We start from the raw sequence: 19784 nt of genomic DNA, 5'->3' as shown, positions 1-19784 counted from the left end.
TCCCGAAAGGCGTCACAGCAGGAAGTCTGACTCTGTCACGCCAAGCGCGCCTTCGAGGATGATCCGCATGTCGCTGCTGCCGTTGCCGTCCACATCGACCCGAACCACCGTCGTGGCGCCGATTTCCTGCGTACGCAGCGACGGGCCCGTCCCGGTGAACGATCCGCCGATCTGAGCGTCGAGCAGCCCCGGCACAACACCCGACAGGTCGATGACGTCCGCGCCCGGCGTGAAATCGAGGATCACGTCCGGCGTCGCCACCGGAGAGTCTTCCAGAGCCTCGAAGACGAAGACGTCCGAACCGCCCTCGCCCGACATCAGGTCGACCCCTTCGCCGCCGACGATGGTGTCGTTGCCAGGCCCGCCGAAGATCGTGTCGTCGCCGATGCCGCCCAGCAGCAGATCGGCGCCGCCGTCGCCCTGAACCAGATCGTCGCCGGATCCGCCATCGACGGTATCGGTGCCCGCGCCGCCCGAAAGCGTATCGCTTCCGGCATCGCCATAGGCGACATCCTTGCCGTCGCCGCCAAGGACAACGTCCGCGCCGCCACCGCCCAGCATCGTGTCGTCGCCCAGCCCGCCGAACACGGTGTCCGTGCCGTCGACGCCGGACAGCACGTCATTGCCCGAACCGCCGAACACCTGGTCCTTGCCCGCGCCGCCGTGCAGCGTGTCGTTTCCGGCATCGCCCAGCATCGTGTCGTTGCCCGACCCGCCCAGCATCGAGTCGTGGCCAAGGCCGCCGCTCATAAGGTCGTTGCCGCCGCCGCCGAACATGGTGTCCTGACCGACGCCGCCGAACAGGTAATCGTCGCCGCTGTTGCCGTTCATGTAATCGTCGTCGTAGCCGCCCAGAACGTCGTCGTCCCCGGCCTCGCCATGCAGCACGTCCATCCCGGCGCCGCCGATAATCGTGTCGTCGCCCTCGGCGCCCGCAATCGTGTCCTTGCCGGCCTTGCCCTCGAACTGCTCGAACAGGAGCGTGCCGGTCAGGCTATCGTTGCCCGATGTTCCCACGATGGGATCGACCGGAATGTTCGCCGGGTCGAGGTCGAAGATGCCGAGCAGCGAGACCTCGCTGTTCAGGGGATAATAGGCGGGGTTGGGGTCGGTGATCATCTCGACCGTGGTCCCATCCGTTTTCCAGATCGCGCTGCCGTCAAGATTCCGGGACGCGAAAATGAGGAAGCCGTCCAACTGGCCGAGGAATTCGATGGTTGTGCTTCCCGTTCCCGGATTGGCGTCCATGACCAGCTTTGTCCCGGCCTCGGTGCCATCGGTCACGAACAGTTCGCGTCCAATGCCGTCACGAAACGCTATGAAGAAAACCTTGTCGCCGACCACGTAGGTCGGGAAGCCGAAGCCAAAGGACAGTTCGCCGACCGTGGTCCCGGTTCCGCTGATGGCCATCGTGCCCGCAGTCGTGCCGTCCGAAACCCAAAGTTCGTCTTCGTCCGCACCGCCATCGTCTGCGATGAACACAAACAGGTCGCCCAAGGTGGCCACGTCATCGACATAACTCGTCGCATAGTACGAGTTGGACGGGCCGGTGTTGATGTCAGCGACCAGCGACCAATCCCCGACGGTGCCGTCCGCGACATATGGTTCGATGCCGGTGCCGCTTCCTTCGACAAAGAAAGCGTACAGCAGATTGTCACCGGCCCCGCTTGCCTGGAAATACAGAACGTCGCCGCCCGTATTCTCGGCGACGTTCATCTCGGTCACGATGCCGGTCTCGGGGTCGTATCGGAAGAAATCGTTGTTCGAGTCGTAATCGTCGGCGCGCACCCAGACATCGCCCTGGAAGCCGAAGATATAGTCGATGGCGAAGCGCGGCGTACCGGCGCCGCCTCCCTTCTCCAGAACCAGTTCGATCGAAAGGTCGGGACGGACCCGATACAAAGCGTTGTCGTTCAGCACATACAGGCTGTCACCGACAACTTCGTACTCTTCGACCTCGTCGAAGAGCTTGATCGGCGCCCCGCCACCCTGCGTGATCGACAGGTCGAAGCGGCCGCTTTCAGAGTAGACCGTTTCGCCATTGAACTCGATGAACCCCTCGGGGTCTTCGACGTCGTCACCATCCGTGTCGAATAGGATCTGGCTGACAGCGCCGCCTTGCGAAAAGGCAAGATACTCTGATCCGCTGTCAGGCTTGGAACGGAACACGAAACCATCGCCGGCGGCGCTGAATCCGTTTGATCCGTTGCTTTCGGAAAGAACTTCGTTGGAGATTTGGTAGGTATAGTCAGCCTCCGGAACGTAGCCATAGACGCCGCGGCCGGACGGATCGTTGAATATGAGAACAGTGGTCATGACGCCCTCCCCCAAGGACAAATGAGTTACTCGTTAGTAATGCCGTTAAATTCTATGGACTTGCCTTTCATAAGCAATCGCCGCCCCTGAACTCGGACCGTTTTGCCCCCATAGGGGATCGTCCACGTCCAAACCGCACCCCCTTAGGGTTGAGCATTCCTTAGAATCATTCCAAACCTTGACGCTTCGCCCGGGAAACCGCATATCGGGGGTCTGATAGGGAGCACGCCATGTTCATCCAGACCGAATCGACTCCGAACCCCGCGACGCTGAAGTTTCTGCCCGGCCAGACCGTGCTGGACAGCGGCACCGCCGACTTCCCGTCGGTCGAGGCTGCCGAGAAGTCGCCGCTGGCGCGGCGTGTCTTCAATGTCGAGGGTGTGACTGGGGTATTCCTTGGGTCCGACTTCGTAACCGTGACCAAGGCCGAAGCGGTGGCTTGGGAACACGTGAAGCCCGCGATCCTTGGCGCCATCATGGAACATTTCCAGTCCGGCGAGGCCGTGATCGAGGGCGACGGCGCCGGCGCGGCTCATGCCGAGCATGACGGCCCGGACGGCGAGATCGTCGGCCAGATCAAGGAACTGCTGGACACCCGCGTGCGGCCCGCCGTGGCGCAGGACGGTGGCGACATCACGTTCCACGGCTTCGAGCGTGGCGTCGTCTATCTGCACATGCAGGGCGCCTGTGCCGGATGCCCGTCCTCGACCCTGACGCTGAAGATGGGGATCGAGAACCTGCTGCGGCACTACATCCCGGAAGTGACCGAGGTGCGCCCGGTTGCCTGACCCACTGGTTCTTGGCTTCGACACATCGGCCGCGCATTGCGCGGCCGTTTTGCTGCGGGGTGATAGCGTTCTGGCCGAGCGTCACGAAGAGATGGGCAAGGGTCAGGCCGAACGGTTGATGCCGATGCTGGAAGAGGTGCTGGCAGAGGGCGGCGCCGACTGGGCCGCGCTGGACCGGATCGGTGTCGGCGTCGGGCCGGGTAACTTCACCGGCATCCGTCTGTCCGTGTCCGCCGCGCGCGGTCTGGCGCTGGCCCTGAAGATCCCGGCGGTGGGCGTGTCGGTGCTGGACGCTTTGGCGCTGGGATCCAAGGGGCCGCTGGTCGCCTGCCTCGACGCGCGCCGCGGGAAGGTGTTTCTGCAAGTCTTCGGGCAGGCGGACAGTGCGCCGGTGATGGCTGATCTCGACGCCCTGCCCGACGGCCTTCAGGGCCTGCCCTGCATCGGCAGCGGCGCAGAGGCCGTCGCCGCGATCACCGGCGGTCCGGTGTATCCCGCCCGCTATGCCCCCGCGTCCGCCATCGCACGCATCGCGGCGGTCCGACCCGCGGATAACATCGACCGCCCTGCGCCGCTGTACCTGCGGCAGGCCGATGCCGCCCCCCCGCGCGATGCGCCGCCGGCGATCTTGCCGTGACGCCGGCCGATCTTGCGGCGCTGCATGGACGCTGTTTCGTCACGCCCCGCCCGTTCTCCGAGTCAGAGTTCGCGGCGTTGCTGGACACCAGTTCCGTCTTTCTTTGCGCCACCGCGCATGGGTTTGCCCTTGGCCGGGCGCTTGCCGGCGAAGCCGAGCTTTTGACGCTCGCCGTCGACCCCGACGCACGGCGGCAGGGGACCGGGCGCAGACTGATGGCCGACTTCCATGACAATGCGGTCCAGCGCGGCGCCGAGACCGTGTTCCTTGAGGTCGCCGAAGACAACGCTGCGGCGCGCGCGCTGTACACCGCTTGCGGATACGTCGAGGTCGGTCGCCGCAAGGCCTATTACCGTCACCCGGATGGAAGCCGCGTTGACGCACTGGTCATGCAAAAGGCACTTTCCGCAGCGTAGACCACGTTGACCGCATGTCTTCTCATACGAAAGATGACCATTCGGTAAAATTGCGGTTGACCGTCCCATTTGGCTTTGAACTAAATCCCTGTATCGTGGGAAAATGTCCTGCAAATGGGTGGCGCATACGAACGCCCCCCACAGCCAACTGGGAGAATTGAATGACCCTTCTCAAGAGCTTTCTGAGCGCCGGCGCCGTGTTCGCCGTCAGCGCCGCGGCGGCAATCGCCGAGCCCGGCCTGATCATCGACCTTGGCGGCAAGTTCGACAAATCGTTCAACGAAAGTGCTTTTAACGGCGCCACCCGCTGGGTCGAAGAGACCGGCGGCGAGTATCTCGAGACCGAACTGCAGTCGGAAGCGCAGCGCGAGCAGAACATGCGCCGCATGGCCGAGCGCGGCGCGAACCCGATCGTCGTGCTGGGATTCGCCAACGCGTCGACGCTGGAAGTGGTCGCACCCGACTACCCCGACACCATGTTCGCCATCGTCGACTCGGTCGTCGATCAGCCGAACGTGAAGTCGATCGTGTTCTCCGAGCATGAAGGCAGCTTCCTTGTCGGCATGATCGCCGGCCTGAAATCCGAATCCGGCACCGTCGGCTTTGTCGGCGGCATGGACGTTCCGCTGATCCGCAAGTTCGCTTGCGGCTATGCACAGGGCGTCAAGGCGGCCAACCCGGATGCGACCGTCATCTCGTCGATGACCGGCACCACGCCCACCGCATGGAACGACCCGGTGAAGGGCGGCGAACTGGCGAAGGCCCAGGTCAGCCAGGGCGCCGACGTGATCTATGCCGCCGCCGGCGGTACCGGCGTGGGCATCCTTCAGGCCGCGGCCGACGAAGGCGTGTTCTCGATCGGCGTCGACTCGAACCAGAACTTCATGCACCCCGGCTCGGTCCTGACCTCGATGCTGAAGCGCGTGGACAACGCGGTGTACGAGGTGTTCACGGGCGGCCTTGAGGGCTTCGAGCCCGGCATCACCGTGCTGGACCTGGAATCCGAGGGCGTCGGCTATGCCGTCGACGAGTTCAACGAGGAACTGATCACCGACGAAATCTCCAGCGCCGTGGAAGAAGCCAAGGCCGGCATCATCGCGGGCGAGATCGAGGTGCACGACTACACCTCGAACGACAGCTGCCCGGCTCTGACCTTCTGAGAATGAACGTGACGCAAGATACGGGGCGGCCTGACGGGGCCGCCCCTGCCATTGAACTGAAGGGCATCTCGAAGGCGTTCGGGCCCGTTCAGGCGAACAAAGACATTTCGATCCGGGTGATGCCCGGTACGATCCACGGCATCATCGGCGAGAACGGCGCGGGCAAGTCCACGCTGATGTCGATCATCTACGGCTTCTATCAGGCCGACAGCGGCGAGATCTGGGTCAACGGCAAGAAGACCGAGATCCGCGAACCGCAGCAGGCAATCGCCGCCGGGATCGGCATGGTTTTCCAGCATTTCAAGCTGGTGCAGAATTTCACGGTGCTCGAGAACGTCATTCTCGGCGCCGAAGACAGCGCCTTGTTGAAGACATCCGTCTCCAAGGCGCGGAACGAACTGAAGCGGCTTGCCAAGGAATACGAGCTGTCGGTGGACCCCGATGCGCTGATCGAAGAGATCGGCGTCGGGATGCAGCAGCGGGTCGAGATCCTGAAGGCGCTGTACCGTCAGGCCGACATCCTGATCCTTGACGAGCCGACCGGCGTTCTGACGCCCGCCGAGGCGGACCACCTGTTCCGCATCCTCGAAGGACTGCGCGCGCAGGGCAAGACCATCATCCTGATCACGCACAAACTGCGCGAGATCATGGAAATCACGGACACCGTCAGCGTCATGCGGCGCGGCGAGATGACCGCGACCGTAAAGACCGCCGAGACCGACCCCGAGGAACTGGCCGAACTGATGGTGGGCCGCAAGGTCCTGCTGCGGGTCGACAAGAAACCGGCCGAGCCGGGCCGCAAGGTGCTGGAGGTCGAGAACCTACGGGTTGTCGATGACGATGGCGTCGAGCGGCTGAAGGGTGTGTCTCTCGAAGTGCGCGCGGGCGAGATCCTGGGTATCGCGGGTGTCGCCGGAAACGGCCAGTCGGAACTGCTGGAGGTGCTGGGCGGCATCACCCGCGCGACCGGCACGGTGCGGATGAATGGCGAGGATATCGACCTGACAGGGGCAAAGTCCGACGGCCAGTCGCGACGCGCGCGTGGTATCGCGCATGTGCCCGAGGACCGGCAGCACCTTGGCCTGATCATGGAGTTCTTCGCGTGGGAGAACACCATCTTCGGCTATCACCACGACGACGCGTACCAGAAGAACGCCGTCCTGATGGACAACGCCGCGATCCGGGCCGAGACGCAGGCCAAGATGGACCGCTTCGACGTGCGCCCGCCGAACCCGAACCTGCCGGCCAAGTCGTTCTCTGGCGGGAACCAGCAGAAGATCGTCTGCGCCCGCGAGATCGAGCAGAACCCGGACCTTTTGCTGGTCGGCCAGCCGACGCGGGGCGTCGACATCGGCGCCATCGAGTTCATTCACAACCAGATCGTCGCCCTGCGCGATCAGGGGAAGGCCGTGCTGCTGGTGTCGGTCGAACTGGACGAGATCATGTCGTTGTCGGACCGCGTCGCGGTGATGTTCGACGGACAGATCATGGGCGAACGGCTTCCGTCCGAGACGGACGAGCGCGAACTGGGCCTGCTGATGGCCGGCATCACGGACACGACCAAGGATGTCGCCGTGGACGAGGTGGAAGCGAACCTCGCTCAGTCTCAGGGGAAGGTGACCTGATGAAAGGAATTGTTAACGTGGCTGTGCGAGCCATATCCCCGAAAGAGGAGTTCGACCATGCGCTTGCACGACGTTTCCGGCCCGATCTGCCTTCGGCCGCCACCCGCCGGTACCCGCGACCCGATGGCGTCGCTGCTGTTCGCAAGCTCTTGGACGCTGCTGGGCGCGGCGCTGCTGATCCTGCTGGGCTGACGCCGGCCACCTTCGCGGGGGCGGTGCGATGACCAAGATCCCGGCTTGGGTGGACATCGCCCTTATCCCGTTCATCAACCTGCTGCTGGCGCTGATCGTGTCGGGGCTGGTGATCCTTTACATTGGCGAGAACCCGTTCGAGGCGATCTCGATCATGGTCAACGGCGCTATCGGCTCGGCCTATGGCTGGGGCTACACGCTGTATTACGCCACCAACTTCATCTTTACCGGCCTTGCGGTGGCCGTCGCGTATCAGGCGCGGTTCTTCAACATCGGGGGCGAAGGACAGGCCGCCATCGGCAGCCTTGGCGTCGCACTGGTGTGCCTTGCCGTGCCGTGGCCGCACTGGCTGCTGGCGCTGCCCGCCGCAATCATCATCGGCGCGCTGTTCGGCGCGGCGTGGGCGGCGATCCCGGCCTATTTGCAGGCGAAGCGCGGCAGCCACATCGTGATCACCACGATCATGTTCAACTTCATCGCCTCGGCGCTGCTGGTCTACCTGCTGGTCAACGTCATGAAGCCCGCGGGCGTGATGGCACCGGAAACCGCGCGGTTCCCCGAGGGCGCGCACCTTCCCAACGGCTACGACATGTTCTCGTGGCTGGGCTTCTCGCGCTCCGCCCCGATGAATGTCACCTTCTTCGTTGCGGTGGCGTGCTGCGTTCTGGTCTACCTGCTGATCTGGCGCACGCGGCTGGGCTACCAGATCCGCGCCTTCGGCCAGTCCGAGAAGGCGGCCGTCTATGCCGGCATCAACCCGGTGAAGATCACCATGATCACGATGCTGATCTCGGGCGGGCTGGCGGGCCTGATGGGTATCAACGCGGTGATGGGCGAGGCCGAGCGTCTTGTCATCGACCCGGTACAGGGCGCGGGCTTTGTCGGCATCGCGGTGGCCCTGATGGGCCGCAATCACCCGCTGGGCGTATTCCTTGCGGGGCTGCTGTTCGGGATGCTCTATCAGGGCGGCGGCGAGCTGGAATTCGAGATCCCGGCGGTCAGCCGCGAAATGATCCTCGTGATTCAGGCAATGGTGATCCTGTTCACCGGAGCGCTGGACAACATGATACGGCGACCGTTCGAGAAGTTCTTTGCGCGGCAGCAGAAGGCGGGGGCGTAGACCATGGACTGGGCAACCATCATCCCGATCCTCGACGCGACGCTGCGGGCGGCAACGCCGTTGCTGTTCGTTTGCCTTGCGGGCCTGTTCTCTGAACGCTCGGGCATCATCGACATCGGGCTGGAGGGGAAGCTGCTGATCTCGGCCTTCTTCTCGGCCTCGATCGCGGCGATGACAAACTCGGTCTGGCTCGGCCTTCTGGCGGGTATCGGCGCGTCGCTGGGGCTGTCGCTGATCCATGGCGTCGCCTCGATCACCTTCCGTGGCAACCAGCTTATTTCGGGCGTGGCGCTGAACTTCCTCGCCTCTGGCCTTACGGTCGTGATCGGCGAGAACTGGTTTGGTCTTGGCGGGCGCACGCCCCAGCTAGAGGGACCCGGACGCTTCCAGCCCATCGACCTGCCCGGCGCCTATGCGCTGCAGGACGTCCCGGTGATCGGCCCAATCTATTCCGGCCTGATCTCGGGGCACACGATCCTTGTCTACGGAGCCTTCGTGACCGTCGCGCTGACGTGGTGGGTGCTGTACCGCACCCGCTTTGGCCTGCACCTGCGCGCGGTGGGCGAGAACCCGGAATCGGTGGACACCGCCGGCATCTCGGTCACCCGGCTGCGCTATGCCGCCATCGTCATCGCCGGCGTCCTGTGTGGCATCGGCGGCGCCTACCTTGCCACCGGCCTTGCCGCGGGCTTCGTGAAGGAAATGAGCGCGGGGCGCGGCTATATCGCGCTGGCGGCGCTGATCTTCGCCAAGTGGCGGCCGTGGTACGCGCTGGGGGCCTGCCTGCTGTTCGGCTTCCTCGACGCCATCGGCAACCGGTTCCAGAACATCGAACTGCTGGGCATCAACATCCCGACGCAGTTCATGCAGGCGCTGCCCTATATCCTGACGGTGGTGATCCTTGCCGGCTTCGTCGGCAAGGCGATCCCGCCGCGCGCGGGCGGCCAGCCCTATGTGAAGGAGCGGTAGGGTGATGGGGTGAAACCCCATCCTACGAATGGACGGAGCAAGACGATAATGAGCGATCCGCAATCCCTTGCGGCCCTGATCCGCGACCGTGCCGGTGACGCGGCCCCTGCCTTCGGGCTGGTGCTGGGGTCCGGCCTTGGCCACCTTGCCGAAGCCGTGGACGGAGTCGCCATCGACTATACCGACCTGCCCGGCTTCCCGCATGCGGGCGTCAGCGGTCACAATCCAAAGCTGGTGGTCGGCGATCTCGAAGGCTGCCGCGTCGCCGTGTTCGGCGGGCGGGCGCATTACTATGAAAGCGGGCGCGGCGATGCGATGCGTCTGCCCTTGGAGGTGCTGAAGGAACTGGGCGCGGGCGGGCTGATCCTGACCAACGCCGCCGGTTCGATGCGGCCCGACATTCCGCCGGGCGACCTGATGCTGCTGTCGGACCACATCAACTTTTCGGGCCTGAACCCCCTGATCGGTGAGCCGACGGACGCGCGGTTCGTGCCGATGAAGGACGCCTATGACCCCGAGATGCGCGCGGCGCTGACGGCCTCTGCCGAAGCCGAGGGAATCGACCTGAAGGACGGTGTCTATGCATGGTACTCCGGCCCGTCGTTCGAGACCCCGGCCGAGATCAAGGCGATCCGAATCCTTGGCGCGGACGCGGTGGGCATGTCGACGGTGCCCGAAGTCATCCTTGCCCGCTTCCTTGGCCTGAAGGTCGCCGCGATCTCGACCATCACCAACATGGCCGCCGGGATGAGCGACGAAGCGATCAGCCACGAGCACACCAAGGCGATGGCGCCGCTGGGCGCTGCGAAACTGGAACGCATTCTCAGGGGCTTTCTGCGCACGAAGGCGGCGGCATAACCTGACGGATATGCCGCACGCGGCAAATTGTATGGGCTGGCATTTGACTAGGACTCGGCAATCGGGTCATTAAACGAGCACCCGCCGAACGCACTGGGTGCCCATGCAGATCTACCTCCCCATCGCCGAGGTATCGGTAAACGCCTTCCTTTTGCTGGGGCTGGGCGGGATCGTGGGCTTGTTGTCCGGCATGTTCGGCGTCGGCGGCGGGTTCCTTCTGACACCGCTGCTGTTCTTTACCGGCATCCCGCCCGCCGTTGCGGTGGCGACCGGCGCGAACCAGATCGTCGCCTCGTCCTTTTCCGGCCTGCTTGCGCACCTGAAACGCAAGACGGTCGACATGCGGATGGGCTGCGTGTTGCTGGCGGGCGGTCTGGTCGGGTCGGCGGCGGGGGTGCAGGTGTTCGCCTACCTGCGCACCCTCGGGCAGGTCGATCTTCTGGTGACCCTGTTCTACGTCGTGTTCCTTGGCATCATCGGTGCGCTGATGTTCGTCGAGAGCCTGAACGCGCTTTTGAAGACGCGCTCGGGCAAGCTGCCGAAGCGGAAAAAACACAACTGGGTCCACAACCTGCCGTTCAAGATGAAGTTCCGGACCTCGGGGCTGTATATCTCGGTGATCCCGCCGCTGCTGGTCGGGCTGCTGGTCGGCGTACTGGCCGCGATCATGGGCGTGGGCGGCGGCTTCATCATGGTGCCCGCGATGATCTACCTGTTGGGGATGCCGACAAAGGTCGTCGTCGGCACCTCGCTGTTCCAGATCATCTTCGTTTCGGGCGCCACGACGCTGATGCATGCGACGACGAACTATTCCGTCGACATGCTGCTGGCCCTGGTTCTGATCGTGGGCGGTGTCATAGGCGCGCAGATCGGCACCCGCATCGCCGTTTACCTGCGCGGCGAACAGTTGCGCATCCTGCTGGCCCTGCTGGTTCTGGCGGTCTGTATCAAGCTGGCGCTGGACCTGCTGCTGGAACCGTCCGAGCTGTACTCGATCGCACCGGTACGGGAGGGCTGAGGCGATGCGTTGGCTGCTTCTGATCCTGATGCTTCTGGCCCCTGCCGCCCGCGCGGACGAAAGCGTCGTTGCCGGGATGAGCCAGAACCGCGTGTCGATCACCGCGAACTTCGACGGATCCGAGATCCTGATCTTCGGCGCGGTGAAGCGGTTCCAGCCGATCCCGGACGAGGTCGCACCACTGGAGGTGGTCATCACCGTCGCCGGGCCGTCGGTTCCCGTCACCGTCTGGCGCAAGGAACGCGTGGCCGGCATCTGGGTGAACACCGATGCGGTCGAGGTCGACCGCGCGCCCAGCTTCTACGCCGTCGCGACCTCTGGCCCGTTCTACGAGGTGATGTCCAACGTCGAGGATCTGCGCCACAAGGTGTCCCTGACCCGCGCGATCCGCTCGGTCGGGGCGCCTGCCACTGTGGCGGACGCAAGCCAGTTCACCGCGGCGCTGATGCGCATCCGCGAGCGGTCCGACCTGTACCAGCTGCACGAAGGCACGGTCGAAGTGCGGGAAGAGACGCTGTTCCGCACCTCGGTCGGACTGCCGGCGAACCTGCACGAGGGCAATTACACCACCCGTATTTTCCTGACCCGCGGCGGCACAGTGGTCGATGCGTTCGAGACGGTGATCTACGTGCAGAAGGTCGGGCTGGAGCGCTGGCTGTACGTGTTGGCGCAGGAGCAGGCGCTGATCTACGGGCTTCTGTCCATCGCGCTGGCAATTGCCGCGGGCTGGCTGGCTTCTGCGGTGTTCCGCTACCTGCGCAGCTGACGGCGTCCGGCCGCTACATCAGGTCCGGCAGGTCGCAATGGACGCTGCGCTCCATCGTGCAGCACATGGCGCGCGCCTTGGGGCCGTAGGGTCCGCCATAGCAGGCAAGCCCGCGCGGGGCTTCAGGATCGGTCACACGGAACCACGCCCCCAGCCCGCCAAGGTCGCGGGACGACAGGCCGTTCAGGTGCTCGATGGTCGCCGCGGCGCGCGCGGGGTCGGGGCGGCGCGGCACCTCGTGGACGCCCTTCAGCGGCACCGCTTCCAACGCGGCAAGGCGGACGTCGCCGCCCTTCACCTCGAAGTACGCCTTGCCCATCAGGCCATAGTCGTGCCCCAGCGGGCGGCTGTCCTTTTCAGCGCCGCCGATGAACAGGAAGTTGCCCAGCGAGTAGAAGATCGCGGCATTGTCGGCCGGGCGCGCTTCGACCGCGCGGACCACGTGGGGGTGGTGGCCGATCACAAGGTTGACGCCCGCCTCTTCGACCGCGCGGCGGAACAGGTCGGCCTGCCCCCAGCCAAGGCCGATGTCGTTCTCGGTACCCCAGTGGACCGACAGCATCTTGATCTCGGCGTCGGTGCGGCGCAGCGCGTCGAGGATGCGGTCGTAGTCGCCGATATAGGCCATTCCCGACCGGCCCGGTCCGGGCCCATAGGCGCCAGAGCCGAAGGACATCGCCGACAGGGCGACGCGGATGCCTTTCACCGTGATGACCTTGGGCTCGTAAGGTGTCTGGTCCGGCCCGACGCCGGCGAACAACAGCGGACGATCGACGCGGTCCTCGGACGAGAAGAACGCATGCGTCATCTCAAGCCCGGGCCAGCCGTGGTCCCACGAATGGTTGTTGGCCAGCGCGAAGGCGTTGACGCCAAGATCCATCAGGTGCCGGAATTGGTCCGGGTGGCTGCGGAAGACGAACTGCTTGCCCTGCGGGATGCCGTCGTAATAGCCGACCACCGTCTCGACATTCACGAAGTTGACGTCGCCGGTCCACTCTGTGCGGACGGTGGCGGTCAGGTCGTCCAGCGTGTGGGTGCCCCATTTGCGCACAAGGGCGGGGTTCGGGGTCTGGTGCGACCCGGCAAAGTTGGTGTCACCGGCGAAGGTGATGACGATCTCCTGCGCGGGGGCGGCCATGGGCACGCCCAGCAGGCCCACCCACACGGCGAGCGTTCGGCAAATCCCGCGCAGGCGGCTCACAGATCGTCCCGGAAGATCACGAACAACGCGGAATAGCCGGGCTTGGTCAGCCGCTCGCCCGCCTCGTCGAAATGGAAGCTGCCGTCGCGGGTGTAGTTCCAGCGCACGTTCCAGTTCTGCTCTGGCTCGGACGTGAAGTAGCGCGGCACCGAGGCGGACCACAAAGGCGAGCCTTCTCCCGGCGCGCCGTCACCGTGGAACATCGACCAGATCGCGTCGGCGTTGGGCTGTTCCATTCGGATGCAGCCATGGCTGTCGGGGCGGCCCAGCAGCGAATACTTCGACTGCGTCGTGCCGTGCATCGCCACGCCCGAGATCCGGCCGCCACTGTAATGCAGGTCGATGAAGATCGAGTTGTACATGCCGGGCGCGCCCCAGCCCCGGACATGGCGATAGGCGCGGTCGTCGACGTTGAACACGCCCAACGGCGTCGGGCCAGAGCGGTTGTCGCCCTGATAGTACCGGCCCGTCGAGACCGGCCACGAGTATTCCGGCGTGGCATCGCCCCACAGCTCGGGGTCGTGCAGCGCCAGTTTCCAACCGCTTGCGGTGCCCGAGGGGGCGCGTTCGATGATCCACATCTTCTGCGCCCCCGGCCCGGACAGCGCGGCATTGATGTAAATGACATGGCTATAGGCAAGATCGATCCGGGAAGGCGGGATGAAAGCCATCCCATCAGGCAGCGCACCGGGCCGCCCCAGACCCTCGAGATAATCGATGCCGACGCCCGGGGTCTCTATCCCCAGCGCGGGCCGCGCGACAAATGCCGCGCCAATGGCCAAAGCCATTCGTCTTGAAAAGTCCATATCACAGCAATCCCAGGCCTCTGTGAATTGCCATGCGCATGGACCCAAAGACATCCGGCAGCGAAAGACCGGCTTTCCAGTCTTCCAGCACGACAACCCCGGCGATGATCGTATCGTCGAGTGACCCTAGGTCCATCATGTTGAAAACCGCATCCAGGAACCGCTCTCCCGAAAGTAGCCAAGCTGCAACAAGTGCGGCGAAGCAGGCGAGTGTGAAGCGGGTCATCTGGCTCATCTTGGTCTCAGAACTGGAAATAAATGAAGGGTGCGACGCCTTCTTGTGCCGTTGCGAACAAAGTGAAGATACCGATTCCGAGAATCAGTGCCTGTATTACAGGGCCGAGTCTGGCCAGGGTCATCGTCGCCCGGTCTCGCCAGGACAGCGGCAGCCAGTTCATCACGAAGCCCACCGCGATCAAGGCCCAGACCGTCATCGTCAGTTCGGGCGCGGCGTAGCCCTCGGTCTTGCCGAAGGCGGCAAGCATCGACAACGTGTCGGGGAAGGTGTGCGCCCTGAAGGGGATCCACAACAGGGCGACGATCACGAAGGTCACGGCGATGGCCAGCAGACGCGGTAGCGCGACGTTCATTCCTCGGAAGCCGCGCTCTACCGCCTGCCCCGCGCCGTGCAGGAAACCCCACAGGATGAAATTCCATCCGGCCCCGTGCCAAAGCCCGGCCAGCGTCATCGTCAGGATCAGCGTGAAAGTCCGGCGCGGCGCACCGCCCTTGCCGCCGCCAAGCGGGATGTAAAGATAGTCCCTGATCCACGTCGACAGCGAGATGTGCCAGCGCTGCCAGAAGTCGCGCAGGCAGTCGGCGCGGTAGGGCTGGTTGAAGTTGCGGTTGAACTCGTACCCCAGCAACAGCGCGACGCCGATCGCAATGTCCGAGTAGCCGGAGAAGTCGCAGTAGATCTGGATCGCATAGCCCAGCGTCGCCGCCAGCGCGGACAGCCAGTATTGCCCGTCCGGCAGCCCGTAGGCGGGATCGACCAGCAGCACGGACAGGTAGTTCGCGACAACCATCTTCTTGAACAGGCCCGACAGGATCAGCACCACCGCCGTCGCCCGTGCGGCGGCATCGGGGCGGCGCGGGTTGTCGAGCTGCGGCAGGAAATGCGCGGCCCGCACGATGGGGCCCGCGACAAGCTGCGGGAAGAACGAGATGAACAGCGCCACGTCGAACGGATTGCGGCAGGGCGGGATATGGCCGCGGTCGACGTCCATCACATAGCTGATGGCCTGGAAGGTGTAGAACGAAATCCCGACCGGCAGGATCACCGTCATCCATGTCAGATCGCGGGCAAAGGCGGTGTCCTGCGTCAACGCCTGCAGCTGGAACATGAAGAAGTCGAAGTATTTGAAAACCGCCAGCACACCCAGCATCGCGGCGATGCTTGCGACCTTCGACAACCGGCGCAGCCCCGGCACCCGCACACCCAGCCCGGCGGCCCAAGCCACCAGCGAGACGAAGGCCATCAGCAGCACAAAGCGTGGGTCCCACGCGGCATAGAAAACGTAAGAGGCCAGAAGCAGCATGCCCTTGCGCAGGGCATTGCTGTTCCAGAATAGCCCGTTCAGCGCCAGGACAACGGCGAAGAACCCGATGAACTGGAGCGTCGGGAAGACCATGGTTTATTGCAGGCCCGCAACCTCCACCGAGGGCGGATTGAAGATGCCGGGATTGTCCCGTTCGATCGCCCGCAGGATGTTGTCCACCACAAGGTAGTACCCGTTCGCGGTGAAGTGCGATCCGTCACCGGCGCGAATGGTGGTGCCGCCGGCGGTTGTGATGAACTCGCCACTGGGACCTGCCGCGAAGGCGGGGATCGAGATGAAATGCGCGCCGGCCTTCAACGCCTCTTCGCGGAACCAGACGTTCGCGCGGGTCAGCAACGAGTTGCGGTGCGCGTCACGGTCGGGTGCCGGCCCAAGCCAATAGACGACGGCGCCGGTTGCGGCGGCGGCCTGAAGCATCTTGCGCGCCTCGCCGCGATAGGCGGCTTCCCATTCCGGCGTGTCGTAAGGCACCGACCCGCCGCCCGCATAACGCAGCGGCTGGTTGTCGTTGGCGCCGAAGTGGAAGACGACCACGTCCGGGCGGTTGGCGGCGGCCATCGCGGCGAAATTGCCGGGCCAGTCGTAGAAGTCGCCCCGCGCAAGACCGGTCGAGGTCTTGCCGCGATTGTCGACGCTGATCGGCAGCCCGCGGTTCGCGACGCGCTGTTTCATGAAGATGCCGAACCCATCGGCAAGGCTGTCGCCGACGATCATCATCCGCAGCGGCGTTTCCGGCGACACGGCGCGCGTCACCTTGGCCGGGATCGCACCGCCGGTGGGGGCGAAGAAGGCCTGACGATTCGAGCTGGGCGGCGGAGTGGTCACGGTCGTCTCGGTCTCGGCGGTGGTTTCAGGCGCTGGAGAGTGAAACTCGACCGACAGATCCTGCGCGCCCGCGGATCGCGGCGGGGTGCTGCAGGCGGTCAGAAGAACCAATACGACGGGCAGTAGCGCCTTACTGAAGTTGTACATCTTGCAATGCGATCCTGCGATTATGATTCTCGATGACCTTGTCGAGGTCCGCAAGCACGACGCTGGCGACATAGTCATAGCCCGGCTTCGTGAAGTGAACCTTGTCGGCGGCACGCAGCTGCATCAGCCGGCCCTCGAAATTCCCGTTCATCGAGAAATCGCCGGTGCCGAAGGTGGTCAGTTCATGGATGTCGACGAACGTGCCGCCGGTCTTGCGCACGGCGGCGGACTGAAGCTGCGAGATGATCCGGTAGGACGGCTCCCAGCTGGTATTGCCGACGATCGGCAGGCCGACCCAGTACAGCTTGGCCGAGTTGGCCTCCAGCGTGCGGGCAAGCGTCACGACGCGCTGCTGGTACAGCGCGTTCCAGACCTCGGTGTTGAAGCTTTCGCGGGTGCGGCCGTTGCGGATCGTGGTGATGTCGTTGGCGCCCATCTGGACGATAACGATGTCGTTCGACTTGTCCTGCGGCTGGCCGGCCTTGGTCAGGTACCGGTGAATCCAGTCCTGATCCGACGTCTTCGCTAGCCCGTCCGAAACGGCGGTCAGGCGCACGACGTTCATCGTGTCGCACTGGGCGAAGACCCGGTACAGCGACGACCAAAGACCGTCGGCAAGGCTGTCGCCCAGCACGACGACGCGCATGGGCGTCTTCGGGCAGGACGGCGCGTCCAGTGCCTGCGCCGGGCTCATTGCCGAGACCAGCGCCGAAAGGCCCAGAATGGCCCCCAAAAGGTATTTCCTCATGCCTGCCCCCTCTCGGTTCTCGCTCGTGCTCAGCCCTGCCCCGTCAGAGAGTCCGCGTATTCGCGGATCGCTGACACCGTGCCCGGACCGGGTACCCCATCGACCCGGCCGCGGTACAGGCCCGCGTCTCTCAATTTGGACTGAATGATCCGCACGACCTCGCGATCCCGGTTGTTCAGCTGTGTTGTCAGGCGGTCGGTCGCGGTCGGGTCGCCCTGTTGAAGAGCATCCCAGTACAGATCGGCAGCCAGTTCAGCACTGGCAATACCGTTCACGCCGCGTTCGTGCAACTCGGCAAGGAAGGAATAGGCATGCGTGTAGCCCTGTTCCACCGCCTTGCGCAGCCACTGGGCGGCCATGTCGTCGTTCTGTGCGACGCCGGTCCCGGTCAGGTAGTAATAGCCGACGAAAAACTCTGCCAGAGGGTTCCCCTGATCCGCGACGGCCTTGGCGACGGCGAAGGCATCGGGTCCGGATTTGCCCGGAACGAGGTCCTTGGAATAGATCACCGTCAGGATCTCGTGGCTAAGCCAGTCACCCATCGCGGCACCCTTCGCCGCCAGTTCCTCGACCTTGTCGAGATCCACGACGGCGCCGCCCTGCGGCGAGTAGAAGCTGTAGGCGGCCAGACCGTAAGCGGCGGGAACTTCCTGTTCCATCCCAAAGGCATAAGCCTCTTTCGCGGCCTCGAAATCGCCGGCGGCTTGCGCGATGCGGCCCAGCGTGGTGCGCAGCAGACCGTCCTCGGGAAACTCGCGCAGGGCTTCTTCGCAGACGTTCACCGCGCGGGCCTGATCGATGTCTTCCAGCTTGCGCGGTCCCTCGAACTGCGGAAGCCCGGCAAGCGCGAGGCACGGCTCGCGCATCGAATCGAGCTTCGAGATCATCGCGAGGGTCTGGGACACCTCGGCCTCGCCGTCACAGACGGTACAGGACCGCATGTATTTTTCCAGACGGGCGGGATTCCGCGTACGCACCGCCTCGGCAAGCAGAGCGCGCTCTTTCTGATAGGCCTCGTCCGTCTCGATCTGTTCGATCAGTTGTTCGGCCTCGGCGCGGTAGGTGCAGGCGACGCAGCTTTCGGCATAGGACCGCAGCGCCGCCAGATCGCCCGCCTCGCGCGCCGCGGCGAAATCGGACTGTTCCTGCGAATAGGCGGCGGCTTTCGCCTCGATCAGGTCGATCATCGACGTCGCCTCGTCCCGATGGGCGCACAGGACGCAGTTCTCGACGTAGATCGCCAGCCGCTCGCGGCTTTCGTCCTGCTTGATGCGGTCCCAGATTTCCTGTTCCAGCATCGCTGTGCGGGTCTCGTCCTCCATCGCCTTCATCCGTCCGGCGAGTTCGGCCTCGTTCGGACAATAGACGCAGGATTCGAGGAATGTCTGCACGCTGCCGATGTCATCCGATTCCATCAGGAACATCGCCTCGAACGTCTCGTGGTACAGGCGATTCTCCATCTCGACGAACGGCGCCGCGGGCTGGCCGACGACCGCGTGCTCCGGATCGTCGGTCGATTTCAGGATCAGGCTGTAAGCCGGCCCGCAGCCACGCGCGTCGGCGCGGCCCAGCGCTTCGGTCAGAAAGGTCTCGACCTCGGCCATGGTCGACACGCCATCGGCATCGCCGAACGGCGCACGGTCGGCCATGCCACTGACGACGCTATAGTGCAGCGGCTGCCCGGCGGCGCAGTCTGCCGCACCGGCGCCTTCCACCATCAGCACCATCATGTCGAAGCCAAGCTGGTCCAGAACGGTCTGAAGCTCGGGCACAGCACGGGGAAAGTCGTCGTTCTCGTCGACGATGTGCAGGAAGCCGACGTGCCGGTTCAGCGGATCGAACGCCTGAACGGCGGACCCAAGGCGGCTGGCAAAATCCTCGGGCGTGAAGTCGCCCTCGCCCAGACCAAGACGGAAGCCCTCGGCATTCGCGGTCAAAGTCGCACGGGCGACAAGAAAGAATTGTTCGAACTGCTTGCCGGTTTCGGTCGGCGTCGACACGAAAGTGGACACCGGATTGGCGCGCAGCCGGGCAGCGAAGACTTCCTGCCGCACGGCGTCGGCCTCGGGAAGCGCGCCGATGGCGATCACGGGGGCGTCGGCGGGCAGTCCCTTTTCAAGACCGGCCTCGGGGGCGGCCCCGACGAACAGGATCTGCATACGCGGGTCTTCCTCGGCGGCGCGGGCGGGCGCGGCGATGGAGACGGCGAAAAGCGTCAGAATGGACGCGAAAGTTCTGAAAGAGCGAGCCAGGGGCACAGGAAAACTCCTCATGGGCGCTGCGGAGGGTTCCGCATCGAGGCAAGACGACGGTAGTGCCGTGTACCCTATCCGACAACCGGCAGTCCCGGACCTCCCCGGTTTTGTGATCGGAGTCCCGCCTAGCGCCGGACGGAATGTTGCAGCCCGGGCACAAACAGCGGCACGGGAAGCTATCCACAGGCCCGGTTTCGCGCGGAATGACAGCAGTTGAAAGGGAATCAGTTAACGACCGGGTGCCGCCCACCCGCCGCGGTATTCTCGAAAGCGACTGCGGAAATCTTTCTCTTTCATGCACTTCCGCGAATGCATTCGATTTACGCCCGTTGCCGCTCATTGCCGCGCATTCGGACGGCCGACACGTGGCGAACG

Annotated in this window: 19 protein-coding genes; 11 read left to right on the top strand and 8 right to left on the bottom strand. The window is 64.5% G+C overall.

Annotation, left to right across the window (positions count from 1 at the left end; all coding sequences use genetic code 11):
* Nucleotides 1–12: 12 nt before the first annotated feature.
* Nucleotides 13–2316 carry a M10 family metallopeptidase C-terminal domain-containing protein gene (locus ACP156_RS11030; RefSeq protein WP_425051377.1) on the bottom strand — a complete coding sequence of 768 codons (2304 nt, stop codon included), beginning with the start codon at nt 2314–2316 and terminating at the stop codon, nt 13–15.
* 230 nt (nt 2317–2546) lie between these two features.
* On the opposite strand from ACP156_RS11030, the gene ACP156_RS11025 reads away from it, so the two are divergent.
* The 11 genes from ACP156_RS11025 (at nt 2547) to ACP156_RS10975 (ending at nt 11865) form a co-directional block, all read left to right on the top strand.
* Nucleotides 2547–3104 (top strand): NifU family protein, encoded by a 558-nt coding sequence (locus ACP156_RS11025; protein WP_425051376.1) that lies wholly within the window; start codon nt 2547–2549, stop codon nt 3102–3104.
* A complete protein-coding gene (gene tsaB / locus ACP156_RS11020) occupies nt 3097–3741 on the top strand; it encodes a tRNA (adenosine(37)-N6)-threonylcarbamoyltransferase complex dimerization subunit type 1 TsaB (RefSeq protein WP_425051375.1) in 645 nt (214 codons plus the stop codon). The genes ACP156_RS11025 and tsaB overlap by 8 nt, the downstream gene beginning before the upstream one ends.
* Nucleotides 3738–4157, top strand: coding sequence for a GNAT family N-acetyltransferase (locus ACP156_RS11015; RefSeq protein WP_425051374.1), 420 nt, complete (start codon nt 3738–3740; stop codon nt 4155–4157). The genes tsaB and ACP156_RS11015 overlap by 4 nt, the downstream gene beginning before the upstream one ends.
* 161 nt (nt 4158–4318) lie before the next feature.
* A complete protein-coding gene (locus tag ACP156_RS11010) occupies nt 4319–5317 on the top strand; it encodes a BMP family lipoprotein (protein WP_425051373.1) in 999 nt (332 codons plus the stop codon).
* 2 nt (nt 5318–5319) lie between these two features.
* Nucleotides 5320–6942 carry an ABC transporter ATP-binding protein gene (locus ACP156_RS11005; RefSeq protein WP_425051372.1) on the top strand — a complete coding sequence of 541 codons (1623 nt, stop codon included), beginning with the start codon at nt 5320–5322 and terminating at the stop codon, nt 6940–6942.
* A gap of 57 nt (nt 6943–6999) precedes the next feature.
* The gene (locus ACP156_RS11000; RefSeq protein ID WP_425051371.1) at nt 7000–7134 is read left to right on the top strand and encodes a hypothetical protein; all 135 of its coding nucleotides are present in this window, start codon (nt 7000–7002) and stop codon (nt 7132–7134) included.
* Nucleotides 7135–7162: 28 nt separating this feature from the next.
* The gene (locus tag ACP156_RS10995; RefSeq protein WP_425051370.1) at nt 7163–8254 is read left to right on the top strand and encodes an ABC transporter permease; all 1092 of its coding nucleotides are present in this window, start codon (nt 7163–7165) and stop codon (nt 8252–8254) included.
* Between the two features lie 3 nt (nt 8255–8257).
* On the top strand, nt 8258–9223 hold the full coding sequence (locus ACP156_RS10990; RefSeq protein ID WP_425051369.1) for an ABC transporter permease: 966 nt from the start codon (nt 8258–8260) through the stop codon (nt 9221–9223).
* Nucleotides 9224–9271: 48 nt separating this feature from the next.
* Entirely contained in the window at nt 9272–10081 is an 810-nt protein-coding gene (locus ACP156_RS10985) for a purine-nucleoside phosphorylase (protein ID WP_425051368.1), read from the top strand.
* A gap of 103 nt (nt 10082–10184) precedes the next feature.
* A complete protein-coding gene (locus ACP156_RS10980; protein ID WP_425051367.1) occupies nt 10185–11099 on the top strand; it encodes a sulfite exporter TauE/SafE family protein in 915 nt (304 codons plus the stop codon).
* 4 nt (nt 11100–11103) lie between these two features.
* Nucleotides 11104–11865, top strand: a complete 762-nt coding sequence (locus ACP156_RS10975) for a TIGR02186 family protein (protein WP_425051366.1) — start codon at nt 11104–11106, stop codon at nt 11863–11865.
* A 13-nt stretch (nt 11866–11878) separates the two neighbouring features.
* On the opposite strand, the gene ACP156_RS10970 is transcribed toward ACP156_RS10975, so the two are convergent.
* From ACP156_RS10970 to ACP156_RS10940, 7 genes are read right to left on the bottom strand one after another with little or no spacing between them, the layout of a single operon-like run.
* Nucleotides 11879–13066 carry a CapA family protein gene (locus ACP156_RS10970; RefSeq protein ID WP_425051365.1) on the bottom strand — a complete coding sequence of 396 codons (1188 nt, stop codon included), beginning with the start codon at nt 13064–13066 and terminating at the stop codon, nt 11879–11881.
* Nucleotides 13063–13854: a L,D-transpeptidase gene (locus tag ACP156_RS10965; RefSeq protein WP_425051364.1), complete on the bottom strand. Its 792-nt coding sequence runs from the start codon at nt 13852–13854 to the stop codon at nt 13063–13065. The genes ACP156_RS10970 and ACP156_RS10965 overlap by 4 nt, the downstream gene beginning before the upstream one ends.
* Nucleotides 13855–13873: 19 nt before the next feature.
* Nucleotides 13874–14107, bottom strand: a complete 234-nt coding sequence (locus ACP156_RS10960; protein ID WP_425051362.1) for a hypothetical protein — start codon at nt 14105–14107, stop codon at nt 13874–13876.
* Between the two features lie 7 nt (nt 14108–14114).
* Nucleotides 14115–15506 (bottom strand): MBOAT family O-acyltransferase, encoded by a 1392-nt coding sequence (locus ACP156_RS10955; RefSeq protein ID WP_425051361.1) that lies wholly within the window; start codon nt 15504–15506, stop codon nt 14115–14117.
* A 3-nt stretch (nt 15507–15509) separates the two neighbouring features.
* Nucleotides 15510–16406 carry a DUF459 domain-containing protein gene (locus tag ACP156_RS10950; protein ID WP_425051360.1) on the bottom strand — a complete coding sequence of 299 codons (897 nt, stop codon included), beginning with the start codon at nt 16404–16406 and terminating at the stop codon, nt 15510–15512.
* The gene (locus ACP156_RS10945; RefSeq protein WP_425051359.1) at nt 16390–17154 is read right to left on the bottom strand and encodes a DUF459 domain-containing protein; all 765 of its coding nucleotides are present in this window, start codon (nt 17152–17154) and stop codon (nt 16390–16392) included. The genes ACP156_RS10950 and ACP156_RS10945 overlap by 17 nt, the downstream gene beginning before the upstream one ends.
* A gap of 29 nt (nt 17155–17183) precedes the next feature.
* On the bottom strand, nt 17184–19412 hold the full coding sequence (locus ACP156_RS10940; protein WP_425051358.1) for a hypothetical protein: 2229 nt from the start codon (nt 19410–19412) through the stop codon (nt 17184–17186).
* Between the last annotated feature and the right edge of the window lie 372 nt (nt 19413–19784).

Origin of the sequence: Psychromarinibacter sp. S121 (assembly GCF_049801035.1) — a bacterium.
In the GTDB taxonomy this organism is placed as follows: domain Bacteria; phylum Pseudomonadota; class Alphaproteobacteria; order Rhodobacterales; family Rhodobacteraceae; genus Psychromarinibacter.
This window is presented reverse-complemented; position numbering and strand designations above follow the sequence as displayed.